Source organism: Enterobacter sp. ku-bf2 (genome assembly GCF_001742765.1).
GTDB lineage: Bacteria > Pseudomonadota > Gammaproteobacteria > Enterobacterales > Enterobacteriaceae > Enterobacter > Enterobacter quasiroggenkampii.
This window is the reverse complement of the sequence record NZ_MDVW01000012.1, coordinates 15,054-38,557: the sequence shown is the minus strand read 5'-3', so window position 1 is coordinate 38,557 and position 23,504 is coordinate 15,054. Positions and strand designations below refer to the sequence as shown.

The window sequence follows — 23,504 nt, the reverse complement described above, 5'->3', positions numbered from 1 at the left end:
ATCAACCTCAGACAAACATGCGCGATATCAGGTAGAACAGGCAGCAATACAGCGCGGTATTGAACAATGCAGGGTGCCAGACGAAATCGTAGATCCCGGTAGGGACCAGCACCTTGCGCACCAGCCAGAAGATCGCCAGTGATAAAAGAAGCTCGAAAAATATCGGTGGGAAGGACAAACCGAACACCACGATAACGGGAAACAGACTCATGTTGACCTTGATTAGAGAGAGTGCAGGCTTCAGAATTTTTTAGCGCACGCCATCGCAGGAGAGCAAGAAACGCCGGGCGAGAATGGCGCAGCCGTTATGTAATAAATAATATATTAACGTAACTGTTATGCTGTTATCTATAATATGTGATCTAAATCACTTTTAAGCCAGAGTGAACAATGGAACGTTTAAAACGCATGTCAGTCTTCGCCAAAGTGGTTGAACTGGGCTCTTTTACCGCCGCTGCACGCCAGCTTCAGATGAGCGTCTCATCCATCAGCCAGACGGTGTCTAAACTGGAAGATGAGCTTCAGGTCAAGCTGCTCAACCGCAGTACCCGCAGCATTGGGCTGACGGAAGCGGGCAAAATTTACTATCAGGGCTGTCGCCGTATGCTGCTGGAAGTGCAGGATGTTCACGAACAGCTCTACGCCTTTAACAACACCCCCATCGGCACGCTGCGCATCGGGTGTTCTTCAACTATGGCACAAAATGTTCTCGCTGCCATGACGGCGGATATGCTGAAAGAGTATCCCGGGCTTACCGTTAATCTGGTGACGGGCATCCCGGCGCCGGATCTGATTGCCGACGGCCTGGACGTGGTGATCCGCGTCGGCGCGCTGCAGGATTCCAGCCTGTTCTCGCGTCGGCTGGGCAGCATGCCGATGGTCGTCTGCGCTTCGAAGAGCTATCTGGCCCAGTACGGTGTGCCGGAGAAACCCGCCGACCTCACCAACCACTCGTGGCTGGAGTACAGCGTGCGGCCCGACAATGAATTTGAGCTGATTGCCCCGGAGGGGATCTCCACCCGGCTGCTGCCGGAGGGACGGTTTGTCACCAACGATCCGATGACCATTTCGCGCTGGCTGGTAGCCGGCGCCGGGATCGCCTACGTGCCGCTGATGTGGGTGATCAACGAGATCAACAGCGGCGTGCTGGAGATCCTCTTCCCGCGCTACCAGTCCGATCCGCGTCCGGTGTACGCCCTGTATACCGAAAAAGACAAGCTTCCGCTGAAAGTCCAGGTATGTATTAACTATCTGACCGAGTATTTTGTGGACGTGGCGGAGCTGTTTCAGGGGATGCGAGGAAGAAGAAAGGAATAATCAATTTATTTCTGAATGCATAGGGGCAATGAATATTCCCAGGATGAATCCCTTGTTGATTCAGGAATATTCCTTCGCCACTATCAGGAATAGAGAATTGACACTGCTGCCGCCAGCCCATTACTTTATATGCAGTCTGCTCGTCAGACTGTTATTAATTTGTTGCTGATATGAATAATAAAATGTATTCCGCAGGATGACGTTAAACAAGGAAAAGAAATGAATCTATTTGAACAAACACCGCCTTCACGCAGGCGCTATGGACTCGCCGCGTTCATCGGTTTAATTGCAGGGATTGTCTCCGCGTTTGTCAAATGGGGAGCCGAAGTACCGCTTCCGCCACGCAGCCCCTCCGACTTATTCACCGGCGCATGTGGACCCGAGCAATTAATAAGAGCCGCAAGCCAGATTGACTGTTCCCGCAATTTTTTAAACCCTCCCTATGTATTTTTACGCGACTGGCTGGGCGTTGTTGATCCTAACGCGGCAGTTTATACATTTGCCGGACATATATTTAACTGGGTTGGCGTGACGCATATTATTTTCTCAATCGTCTTCGCTGTTGGCTATTGTGTCGTGGCTGAAGTCTTCCCGAAAATTAAACTCTGGCAGGGTTTGCTGGCGGGTGCGTTAGCTCAGCTCTTTGTGCATATGATCTCCTTCCCGCTGATGGGGCTGACGCCGCCGCTGTTTGAGCTGCCGTGGTATGAACACGTTTCAGAGATCGTAGGCCATCTGGTCTGGTTCTGGTCGATCGAAATTATTCGTCGTGACTTGCGTAACCGCATCACACACGAGCCGGATCCGGAGATCCCGCTGGGTAACTTACGTTAAAAAAAAGGCGCTACATCAGTAGCGCCATTTTTTTATGCCGATTCAGGTCAGGCTGTGCCGCCTACCGTCAGGTTGTCCACTTTCAGCGTTGGCTGGCCCACGCCCACCGGCAGGCTCTGGCCCTCTTTACCGCAGACGCCCACGCCGTTATCCAGCTTCAGATCGTTACCGACCATCGAGATCTGCTGCATGGCTTCAATACCGGAGCCAATTAGCGTCGCACCTTTCACCGCTTTGGTCACTTTGCCCTTCTCAATCAGGTACGCTTCTGAGGTAGAGAAGACAAACTTACCGGAGGTGATGTCCACCTGGCCGCCGCCAAAGTTTGGCGCAAAGATACCGTAATCAACGGATTCGATAATCTCCTGCGGCGTGGATTTGCCCGGCAGCATATACGTATTGGTCATGCGCGGCATCGGCAGGTGCGCGTAAGATTCGCGACGTCCGTTGCCCGTCGGCGCAACGCCCATCAGGCGCGCGTTGAGTTTGTCCTGCATGTAGCCTTTCAGCACGCCGTTTTCAATCAGCACATTGTACTGACCTGGCGTACCTTCATCGTCGATAGCCACCGAGCCACGACGATCAAGCATGGTGCCGTCATCCACCACGGTGCACAGCTCAGAGGAAACGAGTTGCCCGATCTGACCGCTGAACACGGACGTCCCGCGACGGTTAAAATCGCCTTCCAGACCGTGGCCCACCGCCTCGTGTAATAGCACGCCCGGCCAGCCGGCTCCCAGCACCACCGGGAATGACCCCGCCGGTGCCGCGACGGCATTCAGATTCACCAGCGCCATGCGCACGGCTTCTTTTGCCCACGCGTCAGCGCGCGCTTCACCGTCAACGTCGCCCAGGAACCAGTCATAGCCAAAACGACCGCCGCCGCCGCTTGAGCCGCGCTCGCGTTTGCCGTCCTCATCGACCTGCACGCTGATGGAAAGACGCACCAGCGGACGGACATCAGCCGCCAGGGTGCCGTCCGTTGCCGCCACCAGAATCAGTTCATACACACCGCTCAGGCTGGCAGAAACTTCCTGCACGCGTTTGTCCGCCGCGCGGGCGACTTTGTCCACGCGACGCAGGATATCCAGCTTCTCTTCACGGCTCATGCTCTGCAGCGGATCGATGCTGGTATAGAGCGCAGAGTGCTGCACTTCTCCCAGCGTTTTCACACGTCCATCACCGGTATCACGCACAATGGTGCGCGCCGCCTGCGCGCTCTGCTCAAGTGCGGCGAGGCTAATCTGATCCGCATAGGCAAAACCGGTTTTCTCGCCGCTGACGGCGCGGACGCCGACGCCCTGGTCAATGTTGTAAGAGCCATCTTTGATGATGCTGTCTTCTAAAACCCAGGATTCGTGATAGCTCGACTGGAAATAAAGGTCGCCGTAGTCGAGACGGCGTTCGGTCAGTTGACCAAGAATGGAGAACAGGTCCTGATGGCTCAGGCCGTTCGCTGCGAGCAAATGTTCACTTACCAGGTTCAGACTCATCGTATTGCTACTCGTTCGTTGCCGCCCGTGGCGGTATAAAGATCGTATTTATTGAGAGTGAGGCAATTACCTGCCCACGTCAAATCATTGCTGTGCATCTTTGCGCGGCTGGCGCAGCACCTCGTTAATCTGCGGTTTATCGATCGGACCGGTAATGCGGTAGCGCAGAATGGAGACCTTGCTCCACAGCGGCCCCAGCACTTTGCTGGCGGCAAACACCGCCGCACCGACAATCGGGTTCACCACAAAGGCCGCCGCAACGCCCACGCTCGCGGAAATTTCCGGTGCCACCACGGCTTCCATATCCAGCTCGCGGCGCACGAGGTTAACGGAGCCTTTCATGGCAATGTCCGCTTCCAGGCCATCCACCAGCGTATCGTCCGTATGCAGAACGCCGTCCTTGATCCACGCCGTACTGCGGATGGAATCGTAGTAGAACCCTTCGCTGAAGGTATCGCTGAAATCGAAGCGCAGCTTGCGCAGCAGCGCATCAAAACTGAGAAGGCGCAGGATCTGCCCGGCGCGCCCCGTGCTCACGTCGGCGATCTCACCTTTGCCGAAGTGGGTTTTCAGAATGCCGTTCAGCGAGGCCTCATCCGGCTTCCACGGTGCGTCGCGCCAGTGAAGATCGTAATTAACGTCAAATGATGAACCGCGCAGCGGCGTGCTGATGCCAAAGAAATTGGCTGCTGCATCCAGTTTGTTGCCTTTAATGTCGCCCTTGAGGGACGTCCGCTGCTCGCCCGGATTATTCACCCATTCCCCGCCCGCCGTCATGCGGCCGAAGCCGGTATCAACCAGGCCGCCCGAGAGCGTAAGCGTGTTTCCCTGGATGGCAAAATCACCGTCGATGCGGCCATATTTCTGCCCCCACAGCCAGCACTCTGCACAGCGCAGCTGGAGATCGGGCCAGCCGCTAAAATCGACGCGGGAGATTTGACTCAGCGGCGACGTCGCAGCCGGTTTGTCTTTCCCGCTCGCGGCGCTTGCCGGGTTGTAGTAGAGGTAGCGGATCGCCGCCTGCCACGGCGCGTGATTGCGCATGGTCAGCGTACCGTTGATCTCTCTGCCCTGGGCTTCCACCTTCGTACCGTTAGCGCCAGGCTGTGAGACGATGCTCAGGTTGTTCCACTGCTGCCCGCCGAGCATTAGCGACGGCGTGCGTACGGTAAGGGCTTGCGGGAACTGGGCGGTTTCATCGACGTTTTGCCCAACGCCTTTCTGGAACAGCGCCAGCCACTCTGCACCGTCCATCGGCGGAAGATTCAGCTCAATGCCCGCCTGCTCCGGCAGCGGTGGCGTGGAGCGGCTATCCGTCGTCCAGATGGCTTTGTCGAGGGTGAGCTTGCGGTTAAGCAACCAGCGGCTGTTGAAATGGTTCGTCCCGCCCGCGCTGCCGGTCAGCGCGAAGCTGTTCAGGTTGCCATCCACGTTCAGCTTCACCGGCAGCGGCTGTCCAGACTGTTTATCCAGCGGCGCAGGCAGCTGGCTGTGAAGGTTTTTCAGATCGCCCGTGATGTCGACCTTGTACTGCGCGCCCGCGTGATAAGGCAGGTCTATTGCCACTTTACCTTTCCAGGCGACCGCGCCCTCCACGGACGCCTCAATCGGCTTCGGCAGGACGTCCATTCGCGCTGGCTGCCAGTTGCCGTCGAGATTGACGGCCACCTGATACGCCTTTTCACCCTCTGTGGTCGTGAAGTCGATATTCACGGGCTGATTAAACCAGCTGGCGGTAAGCGGCTCGCTCTTCAGGTTACCGTTCTCAAAGCTGAACTGCCCGCTGAGATTTTTCAGGGTGCTCTCAAGGGGTTTGATGTACAGACTGTTGTTCTTCAGACGGACGTCGCCTTTCGCGGTGGTCATCTCACCGTCCAGCGGGATATCAAGATGTAAGCGAGCATTCACATCACCATCAAGCTGGAGCTGCTGAAGCGTCGCGGCCAGCGACTCTTTGAGAGGAGTCTCCTCAAAGTACGGTCCCACCGCCTGGCCGGGACCGTTGATGTCGGCATCAATCAGCAGCTTCTCTTTTGAGTAGTCCGGAATGTTGGCCGTCAGGTTGCTGGCCGTCACGCCGCCCAGCGCCACGCTGTCGGACTTCATCCACAGGCCGTCATTGAGGAAATTAAGTTCGATATCCAGGTTTTTCAGCGCGGGCCAGCCCGGCTGGAACGCGAAAGTGGCGTCATGCAGCGGCACCAGAACCTGGAACTGACCTTCATTATGTTTGTACGGGAACAGATGGGGATTACCGCCGTAAACCAGCGTGGCATTATCCGCCTGACCGCCCTGAATCGCACCGCTCAGATAGTCTACCAGCGCTTTCCCCATCAGGTTTTCCGGGAAATAGCGCCAGGCCTGGGAGCCGTCATCGGTACTGATCCCGGCCAGAATCCCCAGCCACGGCTCATCCCCTTCAGGCTGCAAATAGCGGAAATCGCCGCGCGCATGCACCGCTTTCGCTTTGACGTCGATATGCCGGCCATCGAGCTGGAAACCCTTGTCGTTACGGAGCCAGTTAAGCACTGCGTTGCCCTGTTCGATTTCCAGCGGCGCGCGGAAGACCGTCTCGTAAGGCATTTTGGCGTCGTGCATATCAACCGTCAGCCTGCCGTTCTCCACGCTGCCTTCCAGCTTGCCACTAAAGTGCTCCGCACCCGGCAACAGCTTCCACTGCTTCCAGGCAAGATCTTTCCATGTCGCCTGGAAACGGGTTTTTTCCGTCGCCTGAAGCGGGATATCCAGCGCCAGAGAATCAATCTTTCCGCTCGGCTGCGTAGCCAGCCAGATCTCGCCCAGGTCAGGAGAGAGCTTTGCCGCCATCGAGCGCAGCCCTTCAATAGCGGCCAAATCCAGGTTACTGGCACGGATACGCAGCTCGTCGCTGCGTTTACTGGCCGTGCCGCCAACGTCCTGCTCCGGCATCCAGGCCAGCGTCAGCGCACCGCGCGGCCACGGCTTGCCGTCCATCGTGATGCGCGTATCGGGAATGGCAAACTGCCAGCCCTCTTTCTCCTGCGTCACGTGCGCGGTGAGGTTATCGACGGAAAGCTGATGCTGCTGGTTTTCACCTTTCCAGCTCGCGCCTCCCTGCTTGAGCCAGATATCGCCGCTGGCAAATTCGCCTTTCGTCAGGGTCAACCAGCCTTCAAGACTGAAGCGGGCCGTTTCCAGCTGCATATTTTGCTGGAGCCAGTCGCCCAGCCACGGCTTGACGTCCACATCGTCGGCCTGCAGCCAGACTTTGCCGTTATTTAACAGGCCGTCATCGTCGCGCAGATCCATACGCACCTGCATCACGCCGTGCTGGCCGTTCAGGCTTGAGAGATTGACCTGCCCCTCGGCGCGGTGCCGATCCTTACCGTTGAGCCAGGTCAGCTGCGGGATCGCCAGCTCGGCGCGCTGGCCGGAAAGGGTAATAAAGCTCACTTCGCTGTCGCGCAGATCGAAATGATCGAACTGGCGGAGGAAAAGATCGCTGAAGCGGTTGGCTTCAAGACCCTGACCGCTATCGCCGCCAGACAGCGGCGTATTGGTCAGGAACTGGAGCTGATAAAAGGTGAGATCGCGAAACTGCCAGCGCAGATGCAGCAGGCTTTGCCAGACGTCCAGCGCCAGGGTCACGCGTTTGATTTTCAGGTAGCCGCCATCTTTCAGGCTGGCGTTGATATCCCGGACATCGAGCGTCGGGCCAAAATTCTGCCAGTTAGCGCTGACCTGGCTGACGTTCACCGGCACGCCGGTAGTGGATTCGATTTTCGCCAGCAGCTGCGGACGCCAGCTGTCCAGATGCGGTAAAACGAGGCGTAGCCCGCTCACGAGCAACGCGACAATCACGACCAGCGTTGCCCCTGTAAGCAATAAAATCCCCGGCAATCGCCTCACGCATCTCTCCTTGTCAGCATTCGTCACGCAGCGTACTGCGCTTACATCATCACGACGTCAAACTGCTCCTGGTTATAGAGCGGTTCAATTTGTACTTTTACCTGTTTGCCGACAAAGATTTCCACTTCCGCCAGCGCGTGTGACTCTTCGCCTTTCAGCGCTTCAGCCACCGCAGGGGAAGCATAGACCAGAAAACGGTCGGAGTCGTAGGCATGATGCACACGCACAATTTCACGCATGATCTCGTAACAGACGGTCTCAACCGTCTTTACCGTTCCGCGTCCATGGCAGGTTGGGCATTCATTACACAGCACATGCTCCACGCTCTCGCGGGTACGCTTACGCGTCATTTCCACCAGCCCCAACTGTGAGAAGCCGTTGATGCTGGTTTTCACACGATCTTTACTCAGGGCCTGCTCAAGCGAGTGCAGCACGCGGCGACGATGGTCTTCATTACTCATATCGATGAAGTCGATGATGATAATGCCGCCCAGATTGCGCAGACGAAGCTGGCGCGCAATCGCCTGCGTGGCTTCGATGTTGGTGTTGAAAATGGTGTCATCCAGGTTGCGATGGCCGACGAACGCACCGGTGTTGATATCGACGGTGGTCATCGCTTCGGTCTGATCGATGATCAGATAGCCGCCGGACTTCAGCTCAACCTTACGCTCAAGGGCACGCTGGATCTCGTTTTCGACATCATAGAGATCGAAGATCGGCTGACGCCCGGTGTAGTGCTCCAGCAGGCCTGGCATCTCCGGGATATATTCGGCGGTAAACTCCAGCAACGCTTCATACGTCAGGCGAGAGTCCACGCGGATGCGGTCGAGCTGCGCGTCGGCAAAGTCACGCAGAACGCGCTGCGCCAGCGCCAGCTCACCATAGAGCTGATAGCGGGTCTGGTTGCGTTTTTTACGCTCCATCACTTTTGTCCAGACGCGCTTCAGGTAAGCCGCATCCGACGCCAGGTCTTCCTCGCTGATCCCCTCCGCGGCGGTACGGATGATAAATCCGCCCTGTTCATCGCAGTAGGCGCTGACCACTTTTTTCAGACGCTCGCGCTCGCTTTCGCTCTCAATACGCTGTGAGACGCCCACATGCGACGCGCCGGGCATAAAGACCAGATAGCGGGAAGGTAAGGTGATATCGGTGGTCAGACGGGCGCCTTTGGTGCCGAGGGGATCTTTCACCACCTGCACCATCAGATCCTGTCCCTGACGCACCAGTTCAGAAATGTCGCGCACGGCAAACTGCTTTTGCTCTTCGCCCGCGACGCACTCGGTGTGCGGCATGATATCGGAGGCATGTAAAAATGCCGCCTTATCGAGTCCAATATCTACAAAAGCCGCCTGCATACCCGGTAGTACACGACTGACACGACCTTTGTAGATATTGCCTACTATTCCGCGCCGCGCTTCACGCTCAATATGAATTTCCTGAAGAATGCCACCATCAATATAGGCCACACGGGTTTCCGATGGCGTTACGTTTACCAACAATTCAGCCGTCATAATTATCCCTTCCCTCACGCAGTGAGTTAAAATTGCTCAGCAACTCATACGTTTCCACCAGCGGTAAGCCGACTACGGCGTGATAGCTGCCATGAATCTTCCTGACAAAACAGCCACCCAGCCCCTGAATACCGTATGCACCTGCTTTATCCATCGGTTCACCGCTGGCAATATAAGCGGCGATGTCGTCGTCGGTAAGTACTCTGAAGGTCACTTCCGTCACCACCAGGCAGTCCAGCACGTGCTGGCGATCGGCCAGCGCGACGGCCGTCATCACCTGATGCGTTTGTCCGGACAGCTTGCGCAGCATGCGCGCTGCATGATCGGCGTCGTGCGGTTTCTCCAGCACTTCACCGTTCAGGATAACGATGGTATCTGCCCCCAGCACAGGGAGATCGCGTGGCACACTGGCCACGCCCGCCTGCGCTTTCTCCCGCGCCAGACGTGACACGTACTGTTGAGCACTTTCACCCTCAGCACGTTTTTCTTCAATGCCGGTCACGATGCGTTCAAAAGAGACCCCTAGCTGCGTCAGGAGTTCCTGACGGCGCGGGGAGCCGGAAGCGAGATACAAAGACGTCATAGAAACCTTTTATTGCACAGCAAACTGCTGGCGAACCTTACGCATCAGCAGGAACAGCCATGGCCAGAGCACACCGTTTACTACACTACTCCAGAACACTTCCGGTCGGAAAGAGACGTTGATCACTAAAAACTCTGCCCAGAAAACAACGATATCCGCAGCGAGCGACAACAACATCACAACCAGGGCCTGTTGCCAGAGCGCAAGGTTACGGAAGAGCTGGAATTTGAGTGCGACGAGGTACGCAATAATGCTCATGGACAAGGCGCGTACGCCAAGCGTTGAGCCGCTAATGAGATCCAGTATGGCACCCATCACAAAACCTGTGCCGACATTTACGCGATGCGGCAGGGCAAGGATCCAGTAGAGCAAAATGAGCAATACCCAGTTTGGCCGGAAAACGAGAATGTCATCCGGCCAGGGCATCACTTGCAGCAACAGTGCAATGAGAAACGAGAGCCAGATGACCCAGCGTCCCTGGCTACGATAGCTTGCCACTACTGCCCTCCCGAAGAGAGTTTAGGCGGTGGCGGCGCATCCGGCAGCGGCTGCGTTAACCCGGTTGCCGGCGCCGGGACTGGCGCAGGCGGCCCCATGGAATCCGCAGGCGGGAGAACCTGCGGCATCATCTGCATCAGACGTTCATTTGCCACACGATGCACCTCTTCAGGCGTCATCGGGTTAGCCCCGTTACGATCGGCGCCCCACAGCAGCAGCAGATAGCGCAGACGCTGCAAACCGGCGGTTGGACGCGCCTGAATCACGGTATAGGCACGCTGCGTATCCAGCTTCACCGAAGAGACCACCGCAACCGGATAGCCTTCAGGGAAGCGGCCACCCAGACCGGAGGTCACCAGCACGTCGCCCACGCGGATATCCGTGTTGGCCGGCAGGTGTTCCAGCTGCAGGTCATCCGTACAGCCGTTCCCGGCCGCAATCACGCGGATGTCGTTGCGCAGCACCTGGATCGGCAGCGCATGCGTGGCATCACAAATCAGCAGCACGCGGCTGGTCAGTTTGGCCACGGCAACCACCTGGCCCACGACGCCTTTATCACTGATAACAGGCTGACCTTCATACACCCCGTTCACGCTCCCTTTGTCGATCACAACCTGATCGCTGTAAGGGTCGTTCACGGTGGAGATCACCTGAGTGACCATTTTCTGCTCATCCTGACGCAGCGGCGAGCCGAGCAGTTCACGCAGACGCGCATTTTCCTGCTTGTATTGCCCCAGCATTAGCAGTTCGCTGTTTTTCAGCAACAGTTCCTGACGTAATGCCCGGTTTTCGAGTTCGAGTTGGTCACGTGAAGACAGCGTTTGAGAAACGGAGTCGAGCAGTTCACGGGGACCATTGGATATAAAGTAGAAAGGACTGACGGCGGTATCCATGTACGTTCGGATCTGGCTGAACGTACCGAGGCGGCTATCGGCAATAATGACCCCAAGCGCAACCAGAACCGCCAGAATGAGGCGAAACTGTAGCGATGGGCCACGGCTAAAAATTGGCTTCATAGGCTATGCGTATTCTCGCGTCAGAGAGAAAGGGTAGCAAATTGCTACCCTCTCAAACTCGACTACTCTTCGCTGAACAAATCGCCGCCGTGCATGTCGATCATTTCCAGCGCCTTGCCACCACCACGGGCGACGCAAGTCAGTGGATCTTCTGCAACTACGACAGGAATACCTGTCTCTTCCATTAACAGGCGGTCGAGGTTACGCAGCAGCGCACCACCACCGGTCAGAACCATACCGCGCTCGGAGATATCGGACGCCAGCTCTGGTGGGCACTGTTCCAGCGCGACCATTACCGCGCTCACGATACCCGTCAGTGGTTCCTGCAGTGCTTCCAGAATTTCGTTGGAGTTCAGGGTGAAACCGCGTGGCACACCTTCAGCCAGGTTACGGCCACGTACTTCGATCTCACGCACTTCATCGCCCGGATACGCAGAGCCGATTTCGTGTTTGATACGCTCTGCGGTGGCTTCACCGATCAGAGAGCCGTAGTTACGGCGTACATAATTAATGATGGCTTCGTCGAAGCGGTCACCACCGATACGTACGGAAGAGGAGTACACCACGCCATTCAGAGAGATAACGGCCACTTCAGTGGTACCACCACCGATATCCACCACCATGGAACCGGTCGCTTCAGACACAGGCAGACCTGCACCGATTGCCGCCGCCATTGGCTCTTCAATCAGGAACACTTCACGCGCACCAGCACCCTGGGCAGATTCACGAATTGCGCGACGCTCTACCTGGGTTGCGCCAACCGGCACACACACCAGAACACGCGGGCTTGGACGCATGAAGCTGTTGCTGTGAACCTGCTTGATGAAGTGCTGAAGCATTTTTTCAGTCACGAAGAAGTCGGCGATAACGCCGTCTTTCATTGGGCGAATAGCGGCGATGTTGCCAGGGGTACGACCCAGCATCTGCTTCGCGTCATGACCCACAGCGGCCACGCTTTTCGGCGAGCCTGCACGATCCTGACGAATGGCCACAACGGAAGGCTCATTCAATACGATGCCTTGTCCTTTTACATAAATAAGGGTATTCGCAGTACCCAGGTCAATGGACAGGTCATTGGAAAACATGCCACGAAATTTTTTCAACATACTAAGGGATAATCCTGAAAGCTGGGGCGGAAAACAAAATCCGCTTACTTTACCAACCACACGCAGCAGCGACAAGGCGCAAAAATCATCTGCAACGGTGAAAATTTGTGCAGTACGTTTCCTGATGTTACAAAATCATCCCCTGACTCCCTCAGGGCTGAGTAAACAGTAGCGTTCCCCACTGACGTTTGTAACCCGTTAAGGTCGTTCACTGGCTTTTTGCTCGACATACTCAAAGCTACAGGCGCGATATTCTACGTGAAAACAGCGTAAACGGCAGGTCAAACAGAGTATCTTTGCAAATATTTTTTCACGTTGGTGTCAAGCGGTTGAGAGGCAGCAAAAAAATCCCCCTGACCACCCATGACACCGCGCTCTGTTAACATCTGCCATTCCCCTCTGGAGCGCACGCCCGTAGCAAATACTTGTGTTCGCGTTCCCTTGCATGCTTCTACCAGACTCTGTACCAGCAGCTGGTTTTCCGTACGCTTCTCAATATTCCTTACCAGCCCTGGATGTAGCTTTAATAACTCCACATCCAGCGCCTTAATCCAGTCGGTACTGACCAGCGTTAAACCTGCCTGCGTCACCGCGACACGCGCACCGAGCGCATTGATCAAACGTACCACCGGACGTAACCGGCTGATGTGTTGACCTACATCGGCCTCAGCAAGTTCAAAAATAATGTGTTTGCGTTGCGATTTTTCGCATTGCATTAATGTATCACGTAGCCAGCGCTGAAAACGTGGGCGTATTAACGACTCCACGGTGACCTGCAGCGCCAGGCTCTCTTCCGGCCAGAAAGATAAAAACGGAATTAACCGGGTAATTTGCTGGCGGTCATACTCCTCGGACAGACCAAATTGCAGGACCATCGGCAGATATTCCGCCGAGATAACCTCTTCCGTACCGTCAAAAATACGGCACATCAGTTCACGGTGGTGAACGTTGCCGTTTTTCATGACCGCGGGTTTTTGATAAATACGCGGTCCGCCGCGGCTCAGCATTTGCTCAATCAGCGTTCGCCAGCGCACGTTACCGCGCCCTTTTTCCGGCAGGGAGTCATCATAAACCGCCCATCCGTTCGCGCCCTGCAACACGGCGTTGCGGGTGGCCGCTTCCGCATGTTCCATCACCTGTTCTGTCGATTGCCCGCCACGCCAGGCGCAGATCCCCATGTGGACCATATCGTCCCTGTCGAGCATTTTGCTCTGCGGCAGCGCATCCACCGCCTTCAGCAGCTGGCTGGCGATGCTTTCCGACTCTTTCAGCGTTCGGTGCGGCAGCAACACGGCAAAGTCGCTGCGGTGATAGCGGGCCAGCAGCGCACCCGGGTAGCGCATAATAAAGGTGGAGAGCAGGTTGATCAGCGTAAAGAGATTTTCTTCCGCGGCCCGCTGTCCCCAGGTATCGCGCAGGAGATCAAAGTCAGGCAGGCGAATCATCATCACCACCCCGTGCGTCCCCACTTTTTCCGAATCGTCGAGCAGCGTGGCGAGCTGATTATCAAAGAAAAGGCGGTTGTTCAGGCCAGTTTTATTATCCTGGGCGGCATAGGAGCGGATCAGCGAATCCATACGGCTGCGCTGGTCGCTGGCAAACTGGATTTCCGAGAGCAGCGTATCCAGCGCACTGCTGGCGCGTGACGGCCATTCGTGGACGGAACCTCGCACCTGCGGGCCGCGCTCACCGTTAAGGATCCGCACGGAGCGCATCTCCAGCAGCTCCTGTCCGGAGAGCTGGCGGCGCAGCCAGCGGACCGCGAGAAAGATCAGCAGGACGATAAACGCCACCGCCACGGTGAGCGGCGCGGTGGTCATCATGGAACGGAAATAGCTGGCCATCGGATCGAGGTAGACCATGTGGATGGTCATCCCCGGATTTTTCAGGGAATGCACCGTCACTTCCCGGTACTGACTCACCACGCCCGCAGGCCGATAACCTCCCGGCCGTTCATGGCTTAACACACGATGCTTTCCCTGCTGAATGTCGATTTGAACAATATCAACAGGTACCATCAACTCATCGAGTTCACGGGTGAGCGCCGGTAGCGGCGTCGTCAGCAGACGCGTATCAATCACCGACGCGACGGACTGCACCCGGTTGACCAGTTTGTCCTGAATGGCGTTGTAAAAGCTCAGAGAGCAGCCCAGAAGGGTGACAAAAATGGTAAGCCCCGTCAGCAAGGTGATAAAAGCTGAGAACTTCGTCGTTAATCGCATCCTTGAGATTACTCCGTGGGTTGATGGGGTAGCGAGTAAGCGCTAACTTGCATTTCGAATGCGGCATACTACCAAATCGGGTGTATCTGGCAATTTATTGCGTTAAATCGGCACTGCGTTTCCCTGAGCGAGTATAGTCTTCAGAAATTATTTTCCAATCATATGAGTCGAGAGGACCCCGTATGCAGGCTTTGATCTTAGAACAGCAGGACGGCAAAACGCTTGCCTCAGTGCAGGCGGTAGAAGAGAGTCGCCTGCCGGAAGGCGAAGTAACCGTCGACATCGACTGGTCCAGTTTAAATTATAAAGATGCGCTGGCGATTACCGGTAAGGGTAAAATCATCCGAAATTTCCCTATGGTGCCAGGTATTGATTTTGCGGGCCGGGTTCATACCAGCGAGGATCCGCGCTTCCACCCGGGCCAGCAGGTGCTGCTCACCGGCTGGGGCGTAGGTGAAAATCACTGGGGCGGGCTGGCCACGCAGGCGCGCGTGAAGGGCGACTGGCTGGTACCGATGCCGAAAGGCATGGATGGCCGCAAAGCGATGATCGTCGGCACGGCAGGCTTTACCGCGATGCTGTGCGTGATGGCGCTGGAAGAGGCGGGCATCCGCCCTGAATCGGGCGAAATTGTCGTCACCGGTGCCAGCGGGGGCGTGGGGAGCACGGCAGTGACGCTACTGCATAAACTGGGCTATCAGGTCGCGGCGGTTTCCGGTCGTGAAAGCACCCACGATTACCTGCGCCAGCTCGGTGCAAACCGCATTCTCAGCCGTGACGAATTCGCTGAACCCCGTCCGCTGGAAAAACAGGTCTGGGCAGGCGCGGTAGATACCGTCGGTGATAAGGTGCTGGCAAAAGTCCTGGCGCAGATGAACTACGGCGGCTGCGTGGCTGCCTGCGGACTGGCGGGCGGATTTGCCCTGCCCACCACCGTGATGCCATTTATTTTGCGTAACGTCCGCCTGCAGGGTGTGGATTCCGTGATGACCCCAGCGGCTCGCCGTGCGCAGGCATGGGAACGTCTGGTACGCGACCTGCCGGAATCCTTCTACACCCGGAGCGCCACGGAGATTACGCTCAGCCAGGCACCGGACTATGCCAGTAAGATCATGGACAACCAGTTCCACGGTCGCGCGCTGGTGAAAATCGCCTAATCTTCAAATTTTCGTGACATATTCGCGCGAATCCCTCTCCTCCGTCATGCTTAGGAAAACGCATGACGGAGGATGCCATGAAAAACCGAAAACTGACGGAAGCCGACGTAACGTCTGAGTCTGTCTTTATGTTACAGCGCCGCCAGATCCTGAAAATGCTTGGCATCAGCGCCACCGCGCTCTCGCTCTCGCCGGCAGCACACGCCGACCTGCTCGACTGGTTTAAAGGCAACGATCGGCCGAAGGCCCCTTCCGGCGCCCCGCTCACCTTTACGAAACCCGCCCAATGGCAGAACAAACTCGCGCTTACGCCAGAAGATAAAGTCACCGGCTACAACAACTTCTACGAATTTGGTCTCGACAAGGCCGATCCTGCCGCCAACGCCGGTAGCCTCAAAACCGATCCGTGGACGCTGAAGATTGATGGCGAAGTGGCGAAACCTCTGACGCTGGATCATCACGATCTGACCACCCGTTTCCCGCTCGAAGAGCGTATCTACCGTATGCGCTGTGTGGAAGCCTGGTCGATGGTGGTGCCCTGGATTGGCTTCCCGCTGCATAAATTACTGGCGATGGTTGAGCCCACCAGCAACGCAAAATATGTCGCCTTCCAGACGCGCTATGCGCCGGACGAGATGCCTGGACAAAAAGACCGGTTTATTGGCGGCGGGCTTGAGTATCCGTATGTGGAAGGGTTACGCCTCGATGAGGCGATGCACCCGCTTACCCTGCTGACCGTCGGCGTGTACGGCAAGGCGCTTCCGCCGCAGAACGGTGCCCCCATTCGTTTAACCGTACCGTGGAAATACGGTTTCAAAGGAATTAAGTCCATCGTCAGCATTAAGCTCACCCGCGAGCGCCCGCCTACCACCTGGAATCTGGCGGCCCCGGACGAATACGGTTTCTTCGCCAACGTGAACCCGCATGTGGATCACCCGCGCTGGTCGCAGGCGACCGAGCGGTTTATCGGTTCCGGCGGTGCGCTGGACGTGAAGCGTCAGCCCACGCTGCTGTTTAACGGTTATGCGGATGAAGTGGCCTCGCTGTACCGTGGCCTCAATTTACGGGAGAACTTCTGAGTGCGTTTAACGGCAAAACAGATTACCTGGCTGAAAGTGCTTCTGCATCTGGCCGGGCTGCTTCCTTTTATATGGCTGTTCTGGGCCGCCAGCCAGGGGCTCTTTAGCGCCGACCCGGCCAAGGATATCCAGCATTTTACCGGTCGGATGGCTCTGAAATTTTTGCTGGCCACCTTGCTCGTCTCGCCGCTGGCGCGCTACGCTAAACAGCCACTGTTGATACGCACCCGTCGGCTGTTAGGGCTATGGTGTTTTGCCTGGGCGACGCTGCATCTCACCAGCTATGCCCTGCTGGAGCTGGGAATTAACAATCTGGCACTGCTTGGCCGCGAACTGGTGACACGCCCTTATCTGACGCTGGGTATTGTGAGCTGGGTGATTTTACTGGCGTTAGCGCTGACCTCCACGCAATATGCACAGCGAAAACTGGGCAGGCGCTGGCAGCTGCTGCACAACTTCGTCTATCTTGTCGCGATCCTCGCTCCCATTCATTACCTGTGGTCGGTGAAGATCCTCTCCCCGCAGCCGGTCCTGTACGCACTGGCCGCCGTGGCGCTTTTAGCATGGCGTTACAAGAAGTTCCGCCAGTGGTTGCGATAGTGCGCGAAACTGTGCGTTTTCCCGCATATTCCCCGTCAACCGCAAATCTTTTTCGGATAGCGGTTGATAATCTTCCCTGATAAGACCAGTATTTAGCTGCTAAATGCTATGAAATCGTTATAATGTGCGACCTTGGTTCGCCTGACAGCGGTTTTAAGCCTCTGAAAAGGTGACATTTGCGTTTCGAAGGTATATTTTGTTTTTTACCCGAAAATCGCAGGAGATAGCGGCATAATGACTGATAAGTTCCATATCTTAGTTTTGAACGGACCGAACCTGAACATGCTCGGAACCCGTGAGCCAGAGAAGTACGGCACGCTGACATTGAGTGAAATTGTTAACCGTCTGGGAACGGAAGCAGCGTCACTGAATGTGGATTTGGATCATTTTCAGTCGAATGCGGAGTACGCAATCATCGACCGTATTCATCAGGCTAAAGACAATGTGGACTATATCCTGATCAATCCGGCCGCGTTTACGCACACCAGTGTTGCTATCCGCGACGCACTGCTCGCGGTGAGTATCCCGTTTATCGAGATCCACCTGAGTAACGTGCACGCCCGAGAGCCGTTCCGCCACCATTCGTATCTGTCAGATATCGCTGCTGGCGTTATCTGTGGACTGGGCGCTGACGGCTATTCATACGCTTTACAGACAGCGGTAAAACGCTTGTCACAATCACACTAAACAAGAGTACGGAACCCACTCATGGATATTCGTAAGATTAAAAAACTGATCGAGCTGGTTGAAGAATCAGGCATCTCCGAACTGGAAATTTCTGAAGGCGAAGAGTCTGTACGCATCAGCCGTGCAGCCCCAGCCGCTAGCTTCCCGGTAATGCAGCAGGCTTATGCTGCGCCAGTGCAGCAGCCTGCGCTCTCCGCAGCCGTTGCGCCAGCAGCAACTGAAGCCGCACCTGCCGCTGCAGCAGAAATCAGTGGTCACATCGTACGTTCCCCAATGGTTGGTACTTTCTACCGCACCCCGAGCCCGGACGCGAAGGCGTTCATCGAAGTGGGTCAGAAAGTCAACGTAGGCGATACCCTGTGCATCGTTGAAGCGATGAAAATGATGAACCAGATCGAAGCAGACAAATCAGGTACTGTGAAAGCGATTCTGGTCGAAAGTGGTCAGCCGGTTGAATTTGACGAGCCGCTGGTCGTCATCGAGTAACGAGGCGAACATGCTGGATAAAATTGTTATCGCCAACCGCGGCGAGATTGCTCTGCGTATTCTTCGTGCCTGTAAAGAACTGGGCATCAAGACCGTCGCGGTGCACTCAAGCGCGGATCGCGATTTAAAACACGTATTGCTGGCGGATGAGACGGTCTGTATTGGCCCGGCTCCGTCCGTAAAAAGCTATCTGAACATCCCGGCTATCATCAGCGCCGCTGAAATCACCGGCGCGGTGGCAATTCATCCGGGTTACGGCTTCCTCTCTGAGAACGCCAACTTTGCTGAGCAGGTTGAACGCTCTGGCTTCATCTTCATCGGTCCGAAAGCCGACACCATCCGCCTGATGGGCGACAAAGTGTCTGCAATCACCGCGATGAAAAAAGCCGGTGTGCCAACCGTACCAGGCTCTGACGGCCCTCTGACCGACGACATGGATGCTAACCGTGCTCATGCTAAACGCATTGGCTACCCGGTTATCATCAAGGCGTCCGGCGGCGGCGGCGGTCGCGGTATGCGCGTTGTGCGTAGCGATGCCGACCTGGCGCAGTCCATCTCCATGACCAAAGCTGAAGCGAAAGCCGCTTTCAGCAATGACATGGTATACATGGAAAAATACCTGGAAAACCCACGCCACATCGAAATTCAGGTGCTGGCTGACGGTCAGGGTAACGCGATCTATCTGGCAGAGCGTGACTGCTCCATGCAGCGTCGTCACCAGAAAGTGGTCGAAGAAGCGCCAGCACCGGGTATTACCCCGGAACTGCGTCGCTACATCGGCGAGCGTTGCGCCAAAGCGTGTGTCGATATCGGCTATCGCGGGGCGGGTACCTTTGAGTTCCTGTTCGAAAACGGCGAGTTCTATTTCATCGAAATGAATACCCGTATTCAGGTTGAACACCCGGTTACCGAAATGATCACCGGCGTTGACCTGATCAAAGAACAGCTGCGTATCGCTGCAGGCCAGCCGCTCTCCATCAAGCAGGAAGAAGTTGTGGTGAAAGGCCATGCGATCGAGTGTCGTATCAACGCCGAAGACCCGAACACCTTCCTGCCAAGCCCGGGTAAAATCACGCGTTTCCACGCGCCGGGTGGTTTTGGTGTGCGTTGGGAGTCTCATATCTACGCCGGTTACACCGTACCGCCGTACTATGACTCAATGATCGGCAAGCTCATCTGCTACGGCGAAAACCGTGACGTGGCAATTGCCCGCATGAAGAACGCCCTGCAGGAGCTGATCATCGACGGTATCAAAACCAACGTTGATCTGCAGATGCGTATCATGAGCGACGAGCACTTCCAGAATGGTGGAACCAACATCCACTATCTCGAGAAGAAACTCGGTCTTAACGAGAAGTAAGACTGCGCGCGCACGAAAAGGCCGGATTATCCGGCCTTTTTTATTTCTGGGGCCTGGAAAGCCTCATCATGTACAATCCCCGCTTTCTTCATCCACAAGGGACAAAAAATGGACAAACGTTTTGTTCAGGCCCATAAAGAAGCGCGCTGGGCGCTGTGGCTGACCCTTCTCTATCTCGCCGCATGGTTAGTAACTGCTTACTTACCGAGCTCAGCCTCCGGTATCACCGGCCTGCCGCACTGGTTTGAAATGGCGTGTCTGCTGGTACCGTTGATTTTCATTTTGCTGAGCTGGCTAATGGTGCGCTTTATCTTCCGCGATTTCCCGCTGGAGGACAGTGATGCAAACTGAAATCATCACCGTACTGGTTGTCTATTTGATCGTGGTTTTTGGCCTCTCTTTCTATGCCATGCGCAAACGCAGTACCGGATCGTTCCTGAGCGAATATTTCCTCGGCAGCCGTTCGATGGGCGGGTTTGTGCTGGCGATGACGTTGACCGCCACGTACGTGAGCGCCAGTTCGTTCATTGGCGGGCCGGGCGCGGCGTATAAATACGGGCTGGGCTGGGTACTGCTGGCCATGATCCAGGTGCCCACGATCTGGCTGTCACTGGGTATTCTGGGCAAAAAATTTGCCATACTCGCTCGCCGCTATAACGCCATTACGCTAAACGATATGCTGCAGGCGCGTTATCAGAGCCGCGCGGTGGTCTGGATTGCCAGTATCAGCCTGATTGTCGCCTTCGTCGGCGCCATTGCCGTTCAGTTTATTGGCGGCGCGCGCCTGCTGGAAACGGCAGCGGGTATTAAGTACGAGACCGGGCTGCTCATCTTCGGGATCACAATTGCGCTGTACACCGCGTTTGGCGGCTTCCGCGCCAGTGTGCTGAACGACACCATGCAGGGCATGGTGATGCTGATAGGCACCCTTGTGCTGCTGGTCGGCGTCATCTACGCGGCCGGTGGATTACACAATGCGGTGCAAACGCTGGAGCAGATCGATCCTAAACTGGTCAGCCCTCATGGTGCTGATGATATCCTGACGCCCGCGTTTATGACCTCCTTCTGGGTGCTGGTCTGCTTCGGGGTTATCGGTCTGCCGCACACCGCCGTGCGCTGTATCTCCTATAAAGACAGCAAAGCCGTTCATCGGGGAATTGTGATTGGTACCGTCGTTGTCGCGCTGCTGATGCTGGGTATGCATCTGGCGGGCGCGCTGGGGCGGGCCGTACTACCTCACCTGACCGTGCCGGATCAGGTGATCCCTACGCTGATGGTGCAGGTCCTGCCCCCGTGGGCCGCAGGTTTGTTCCTTGCTGCACCGATGGCGGCCATCATGTCTAACGTTAACGCGCACCTGCTGCAGGCTTCCGCCACTATCATCAAAGATCTGTGGCTTAGCGCGCGTCCGGCTAAAATGCATAATGAGCAAAAGCTGAAACGCATCTCGACCTGGACCACGCTGGTGCTCGGCATTCTGATGATGTTAGCCGCATGGCGCCCGCCGGAGATGATCATCTGGCTGAACCTGCTGGCGTTTGGTGGGCTTGAAGCGGTATTCCTGTGGCCGCTGGTGTTAGGGCTCTACTGGGAGCGTGCAAACGCGGCGGGCGCGCTGAGCGGCATGATTGTCGGCGGTGTGCTGTACGCCGTCCTCGCAACGTTTAAGATTCAGTACCTGGGCTTCCATCCGATTGTGCCTTCGTTACTGCTAAGTTTACTGGCGTTTGTGGTGGGGAACCGTTTTGGTCAGCCCGTCCCACAGCCCGCTATGATTTCTACTGATAAATAAAGAGTTTTGCCATGCCGTGGATCCAACTAAAACTGAACACAACCGGCGCTAACGCCGAGGAACTGAGCGATGCGCTGATGGAGGCCGGCTCGGTCTCTATCACCTTCCAGGACACGCATGACACGCCGGTCTTTGAGCCTCTGCCGGGCGAAACACGCCTGTGGGGTGATACCGACGTTATCGGCCTGTTTGATGCTGAAACCGACATGAAAGAGGTCGTCGCGATTCTGGAAAACCACCCTCTGCTGGGCGCTGGGTTTGCGCACAAAATCGAACAGCTGGAAGACAAAGACTGGGAACGCGAGTGGATGGATAACTTCCACCCGATGCAGTTCGGCAAACGCCTGTGGATCTGCCCGAGCTGGCGTGAGGTTCCTGATGAAAACGCGGTTAACGTCATGCTCGATCCGGGTCTGGCGTTTGGTACCGGCACCCATCCCACGACGTCCCTGTGCCTGCAGTGGCTGGATGGTCTCGATCTGGACGGTAAGACGGTGATCGACTTCGGCTGTGGATCCGGGATCCTCGCGATTGCCGCCCTGAAACTGGGTGCGGCTAAAGCCATCGGGATCGATATCGATCCGCAGGCCATTCAGGCCAGCCGCGACAACGCCGAGCGTAACGGCGTTTCCGATCGTCTGGAGCTGTATCTGCCGGATGCGCAGCCAGAAGCCATGAAAGCCGACGTGGTGGTCGCAAACATTCTGGCAGGCCCACTGCGTGAGCTGGCCCCGTTAATCAGCGTGCTGCCCGTTGAGGGCGGTCTGCTGGGGCTTTCGGGTATCCTGGCAAGCCAGGCGGACAGCGTGTGCGACGCCTACGCCGATCTTTTCACTCTCGACCCGGTGGTGGAGAAAGAAGAGTGGTGTCGTATTACCGGTCGTAAAAAATAAGCATTTGGCGTGGTCATCTGACCACGCCTTTCTCCCACTGATAATCCTCTCTCCCTCTGCCATTCTTCGGTAAAATAACCACACAAATCATGTTGATTTGTATTATAAAAATTCACCGGAAGAATATGATGAAACACATTACAGGCAAGGCAGCGCTGCTGGCGCTGAGCATGGTTTCGGCTTCAGCATTTGCGTCACACTGGAGCTACGAAGGGGAAGATTCACCGGAACACTGGGGCGAACTGGACGAGGCTTACAAGACCTGTCAAAGCGGAATGAACCAGTCTCCAATTAATATTGATTCAACCGCTAACGCCCATCTCTCCCCGCTTAAAACGCACTACATTGATGGCCCCGTGGGGCTGACAAACAATGGCCATACCATCCAGGCCAGCGAAAAGGCAGATACCCGCAACACGATCACCCTGGACAAGCAAACCTGGACGCTACAGCAGTTCCACTTCCATGCGCCGAGCGAAAACACCGTGCACGGCAAAAAGTACGCGATGGAGATGCATCTGGTACATAAAAACAGCGCGGGTGAGCTGGCCGTGGTGGCCGTCATGTTTGATAAAGGTGCTGCAAATCCGGAGCTGGAAAAGCTGTGGAGCGTGATGCCGCAGCAGGCTGAACAGAACGTAACCCTTGAGAAGGATCTCAACCTGAACAAACTGCTGCCAAAGGTGAAAACCTACTGGCGCTTTAGTGGCTCGTTGACCACGCCACCGTGTTCTGAAGGGGTCACCTGGATCGTGCTCAAACAGCCGTTAACCGTCTCAGCAGAACAGCTTGAGAAATTTACTCATACCATGCATCACGATAATAACCGTCCGGTACAGTCTCTGCATGGGCGTGTTGTGGTCGAATAACGCCCATCCTGAGCCTTAAGATCATGTTCTAAAATGCGACGCAGATCGCAAAGAAGAGGGAAAATCTGCTGCTAAAAACAGCAGATTATCCCGCTGAGGTAAGCCGTTTATTC

The 23,504-nt window shown here is 56.0% G+C and carries 21 protein-coding genes; 12 read left to right on the top strand and 9 right to left on the bottom strand.

All coding sequences use genetic code 11. From position 1 onward, the window contains the following. Nucleotides 1-7: 7 nt before the first annotated feature. A complete protein-coding gene (gene aaeX / locus BFG58_RS12510; RefSeq protein ID WP_003860416.1) occupies nt 8-211 on the bottom strand; it encodes a p-hydroxybenzoic acid efflux pump operon protein AaeX in 204 nt (67 codons plus the stop codon). Between the two features lie 179 nt (nt 212-390). Here aaeX and aaeR point away from each other — a divergent pair, with 179 nt between their 5' ends. Then, nucleotides 391-1,317 (top strand): HTH-type transcriptional activator AaeR, encoded by a 927-nt coding sequence (gene aaeR, locus BFG58_RS12505; protein WP_023309395.1) that lies wholly within the window; start codon nt 391-393, stop codon nt 1,315-1,317. Nucleotides 1,318-1,536: 219 nt separating this feature from the next. Beyond that, a complete protein-coding gene (locus BFG58_RS12500; protein ID WP_023331418.1) occupies nt 1,537-2,151 on the top strand; it encodes a YagU family protein in 615 nt (204 codons plus the stop codon). A gap of 47 nt (nt 2,152-2,198) precedes the next feature. Here the strand turns inward: BFG58_RS12500 and tldD are convergent, their stop codons facing one another. The 8 genes from tldD to csrD form a co-directional block, all read right to left on the bottom strand. Then, the gene (tldD, locus tag BFG58_RS12495; protein WP_045910133.1) at nt 2,199-3,644 is read right to left on the bottom strand and encodes a metalloprotease TldD; all 1,446 of its coding nucleotides are present in this window, start codon (nt 3,642-3,644) and stop codon (nt 2,199-2,201) included. Between the two features lie 84 nt (nt 3,645-3,728). Next, nucleotides 3,729-7,532: an AsmA2 domain-containing protein YhdP gene (gene yhdP, locus BFG58_RS12490; protein WP_069719894.1), complete on the bottom strand. Its 3,804-nt coding sequence runs from the start codon at nt 7,530-7,532 to the stop codon at nt 3,729-3,731. A gap of 41 nt (nt 7,533-7,573) precedes the next feature. After that, entirely contained in the window at nt 7,574-9,043 is a 1,470-nt protein-coding gene (gene rng, locus BFG58_RS12485; protein ID WP_008502847.1) for a ribonuclease G, read from the bottom strand. After that, entirely contained in the window at nt 9,033-9,626 is a 594-nt protein-coding gene (locus BFG58_RS12480) for a nucleoside triphosphate pyrophosphatase (RefSeq protein WP_045910135.1), read from the bottom strand. The genes rng and BFG58_RS12480 overlap by 11 nt, the downstream gene beginning before the upstream one ends. Before the next feature lie 9 nt (nt 9,627-9,635). Continuing rightward, a complete protein-coding gene (mreD, locus tag BFG58_RS12475) occupies nt 9,636-10,124 on the bottom strand; it encodes a rod shape-determining protein MreD (RefSeq protein ID WP_023309399.1) in 489 nt (162 codons plus the stop codon). Continuing rightward, complete coding sequence (gene mreC / locus BFG58_RS12470) at nt 10,124-11,140, bottom strand: rod shape-determining protein MreC (protein WP_032650442.1); 1,017 nt, start codon at nt 11,138-11,140, stop codon at nt 10,124-10,126. Before mreC ends, mreD begins: the two co-directional genes overlap by 1 nt. Before the next feature lie 62 nt (nt 11,141-11,202). Further along, nucleotides 11,203-12,246 carry a rod shape-determining protein MreB gene (gene mreB, locus BFG58_RS12465; protein WP_000913396.1) on the bottom strand — a complete coding sequence of 348 codons (1,044 nt, stop codon included), beginning with the start codon at nt 12,244-12,246 and terminating at the stop codon, nt 11,203-11,205. A gap of 281 nt (nt 12,247-12,527) precedes the next feature. Beyond that, complete coding sequence (csrD, locus tag BFG58_RS12460) at nt 12,528-14,468, bottom strand: RNase E specificity factor CsrD (RefSeq protein ID WP_063622563.1); 1,941 nt, start codon at nt 14,466-14,468, stop codon at nt 12,528-12,530. A 182-nt stretch (nt 14,469-14,650) separates the two neighbouring features. On the opposite strand from csrD, the gene BFG58_RS12455 reads away from it, so the two are divergent. From BFG58_RS12455 to BFG58_RS12410, 10 genes are all read left to right on the top strand, one after another. After that, nucleotides 14,651-15,625 carry an MDR family oxidoreductase gene (locus tag BFG58_RS12455; protein WP_069719893.1) on the top strand — a complete coding sequence of 325 codons (975 nt, stop codon included), beginning with the start codon at nt 14,651-14,653 and terminating at the stop codon, nt 15,623-15,625. Between the two features lie 77 nt (nt 15,626-15,702). Then, nucleotides 15,703-16,704, top strand: coding sequence for a protein-methionine-sulfoxide reductase catalytic subunit MsrP (msrP, locus tag BFG58_RS12450; protein ID WP_045910138.1), 1,002 nt, complete (start codon nt 15,703-15,705; stop codon nt 16,702-16,704). Next, the gene (gene msrQ / locus BFG58_RS12445; RefSeq protein WP_024906321.1) at nt 16,705-17,304 is read left to right on the top strand and encodes a protein-methionine-sulfoxide reductase heme-binding subunit MsrQ; all 600 of its coding nucleotides are present in this window, start codon (nt 16,705-16,707) and stop codon (nt 17,302-17,304) included. It begins immediately after the preceding gene. Nucleotides 17,305-17,538: 234 nt separating this feature from the next. After that, complete coding sequence (gene aroQ, locus BFG58_RS12440; protein WP_024906320.1) at nt 17,539-17,991, top strand: type II 3-dehydroquinate dehydratase; 453 nt, start codon at nt 17,539-17,541, stop codon at nt 17,989-17,991. Between the two features lie 21 nt (nt 17,992-18,012). After that, entirely contained in the window at nt 18,013-18,477 is a 465-nt protein-coding gene (accB, locus tag BFG58_RS12435) for an acetyl-CoA carboxylase biotin carboxyl carrier protein (RefSeq protein WP_013098992.1), read from the top strand. A 10-nt stretch (nt 18,478-18,487) separates the two neighbouring features. Then, entirely contained in the window at nt 18,488-19,837 is a 1,350-nt protein-coding gene (gene accC / locus BFG58_RS12430) for an acetyl-CoA carboxylase biotin carboxylase subunit (protein ID WP_024906319.1), read from the top strand. A 108-nt stretch (nt 19,838-19,945) separates the two neighbouring features. After that, complete coding sequence (locus BFG58_RS12425; protein WP_069719892.1) at nt 19,946-20,188, top strand: YhdT family protein; 243 nt, start codon at nt 19,946-19,948, stop codon at nt 20,186-20,188. After that, the gene (gene panF, locus BFG58_RS12420) at nt 20,178-21,629 is read left to right on the top strand and encodes a sodium/pantothenate symporter (protein WP_032650448.1); all 1,452 of its coding nucleotides are present in this window, start codon (nt 20,178-20,180) and stop codon (nt 21,627-21,629) included. Before BFG58_RS12425 ends, panF begins: the two co-directional genes overlap by 11 nt. Nucleotides 21,630-21,640: 11 nt before the next feature. Beyond that, on the top strand, nt 21,641-22,522 hold the full coding sequence (gene prmA, locus BFG58_RS12415) for a 50S ribosomal protein L11 methyltransferase (RefSeq protein ID WP_045910140.1): 882 nt from the start codon (nt 21,641-21,643) through the stop codon (nt 22,520-22,522). Nucleotides 22,523-22,650: 128 nt separating this feature from the next. Further along, the gene (locus BFG58_RS12410; RefSeq protein ID WP_069719891.1) at nt 22,651-23,391 is read left to right on the top strand and encodes a carbonic anhydrase; all 741 of its coding nucleotides are present in this window, start codon (nt 22,651-22,653) and stop codon (nt 23,389-23,391) included. Nucleotides 23,392-23,504 lie beyond the last annotated feature (113 nt).

What these genes read in the sequence shown, in the direction of transcription:
- aaeX (WP_003860416.1), bottom strand. Translation starts at nt 211, where the DNA reads ATGAGTCTGTTTCCCGTTATCGTGGTGTTCGGTTTGTCCTTCCCACCG.
- aaeR (WP_023309395.1), top strand. Translation starts at nt 391, where the DNA reads ATGGAACGTTTAAAACGCATGTCAGTCTTCGCCAAAGTGGTTGAACTG.
- BFG58_RS12500 (WP_023331418.1), top strand. Translation starts at nt 1,537, where the DNA reads ATGAATCTATTTGAACAAACACCGCCTTCACGCAGGCGCTATGGACTC.
- tldD (WP_045910133.1), bottom strand. Translation starts at nt 3,644, where the DNA reads ATGAGTCTGAACCTGGTAAGTGAACATTTGCTCGCAGCGAACGGCCTG.
- rng (WP_008502847.1), bottom strand. Translation starts at nt 9,043, where the DNA reads ATGACGGCTGAATTGTTGGTAAACGTAACGCCATCGGAAACCCGTGTG.
- BFG58_RS12480 (WP_045910135.1), bottom strand. Translation starts at nt 9,626, where the DNA reads ATGACGTCTTTGTATCTCGCTTCCGGCTCCCCGCGCCGTCAGGAACTC.
- mreC (WP_032650442.1), bottom strand. Translation starts at nt 11,140, where the DNA reads ATGAAGCCAATTTTTAGCCGTGGCCCATCGCTACAGTTTCGCCTCATT.
- mreB (WP_000913396.1), bottom strand. Translation starts at nt 12,246, where the DNA reads ATGTTGAAAAAATTTCGTGGCATGTTTTCCAATGACCTGTCCATTGAC.
- csrD (WP_063622563.1), bottom strand. Translation starts at nt 14,468, where the DNA reads ATGCGATTAACGACGAAGTTCTCAGCTTTTATCACCTTGCTGACGGGG.
- BFG58_RS12455 (WP_069719893.1), top strand. Translation starts at nt 14,651, where the DNA reads ATGCAGGCTTTGATCTTAGAACAGCAGGACGGCAAAACGCTTGCCTCA.
- msrP (WP_045910138.1), top strand. Translation starts at nt 15,703, where the DNA reads ATGAAAAACCGAAAACTGACGGAAGCCGACGTAACGTCTGAGTCTGTC.
- aroQ (WP_024906320.1), top strand. Translation starts at nt 17,539, where the DNA reads ATGACTGATAAGTTCCATATCTTAGTTTTGAACGGACCGAACCTGAAC.
- accB (WP_013098992.1), top strand. Translation starts at nt 18,013, where the DNA reads ATGGATATTCGTAAGATTAAAAAACTGATCGAGCTGGTTGAAGAATCA.
- accC (WP_024906319.1), top strand. Translation starts at nt 18,488, where the DNA reads ATGCTGGATAAAATTGTTATCGCCAACCGCGGCGAGATTGCTCTGCGT.
- BFG58_RS12425 (WP_069719892.1), top strand. Translation starts at nt 19,946, where the DNA reads ATGGACAAACGTTTTGTTCAGGCCCATAAAGAAGCGCGCTGGGCGCTG.
- panF (WP_032650448.1), top strand. Translation starts at nt 20,178, where the DNA reads ATGCAAACTGAAATCATCACCGTACTGGTTGTCTATTTGATCGTGGTT.
- prmA (WP_045910140.1), top strand. Translation starts at nt 21,641, where the DNA reads ATGCCGTGGATCCAACTAAAACTGAACACAACCGGCGCTAACGCCGAG.
- BFG58_RS12410 (WP_069719891.1), top strand. Translation starts at nt 22,651, where the DNA reads ATGAAACACATTACAGGCAAGGCAGCGCTGCTGGCGCTGAGCATGGTT.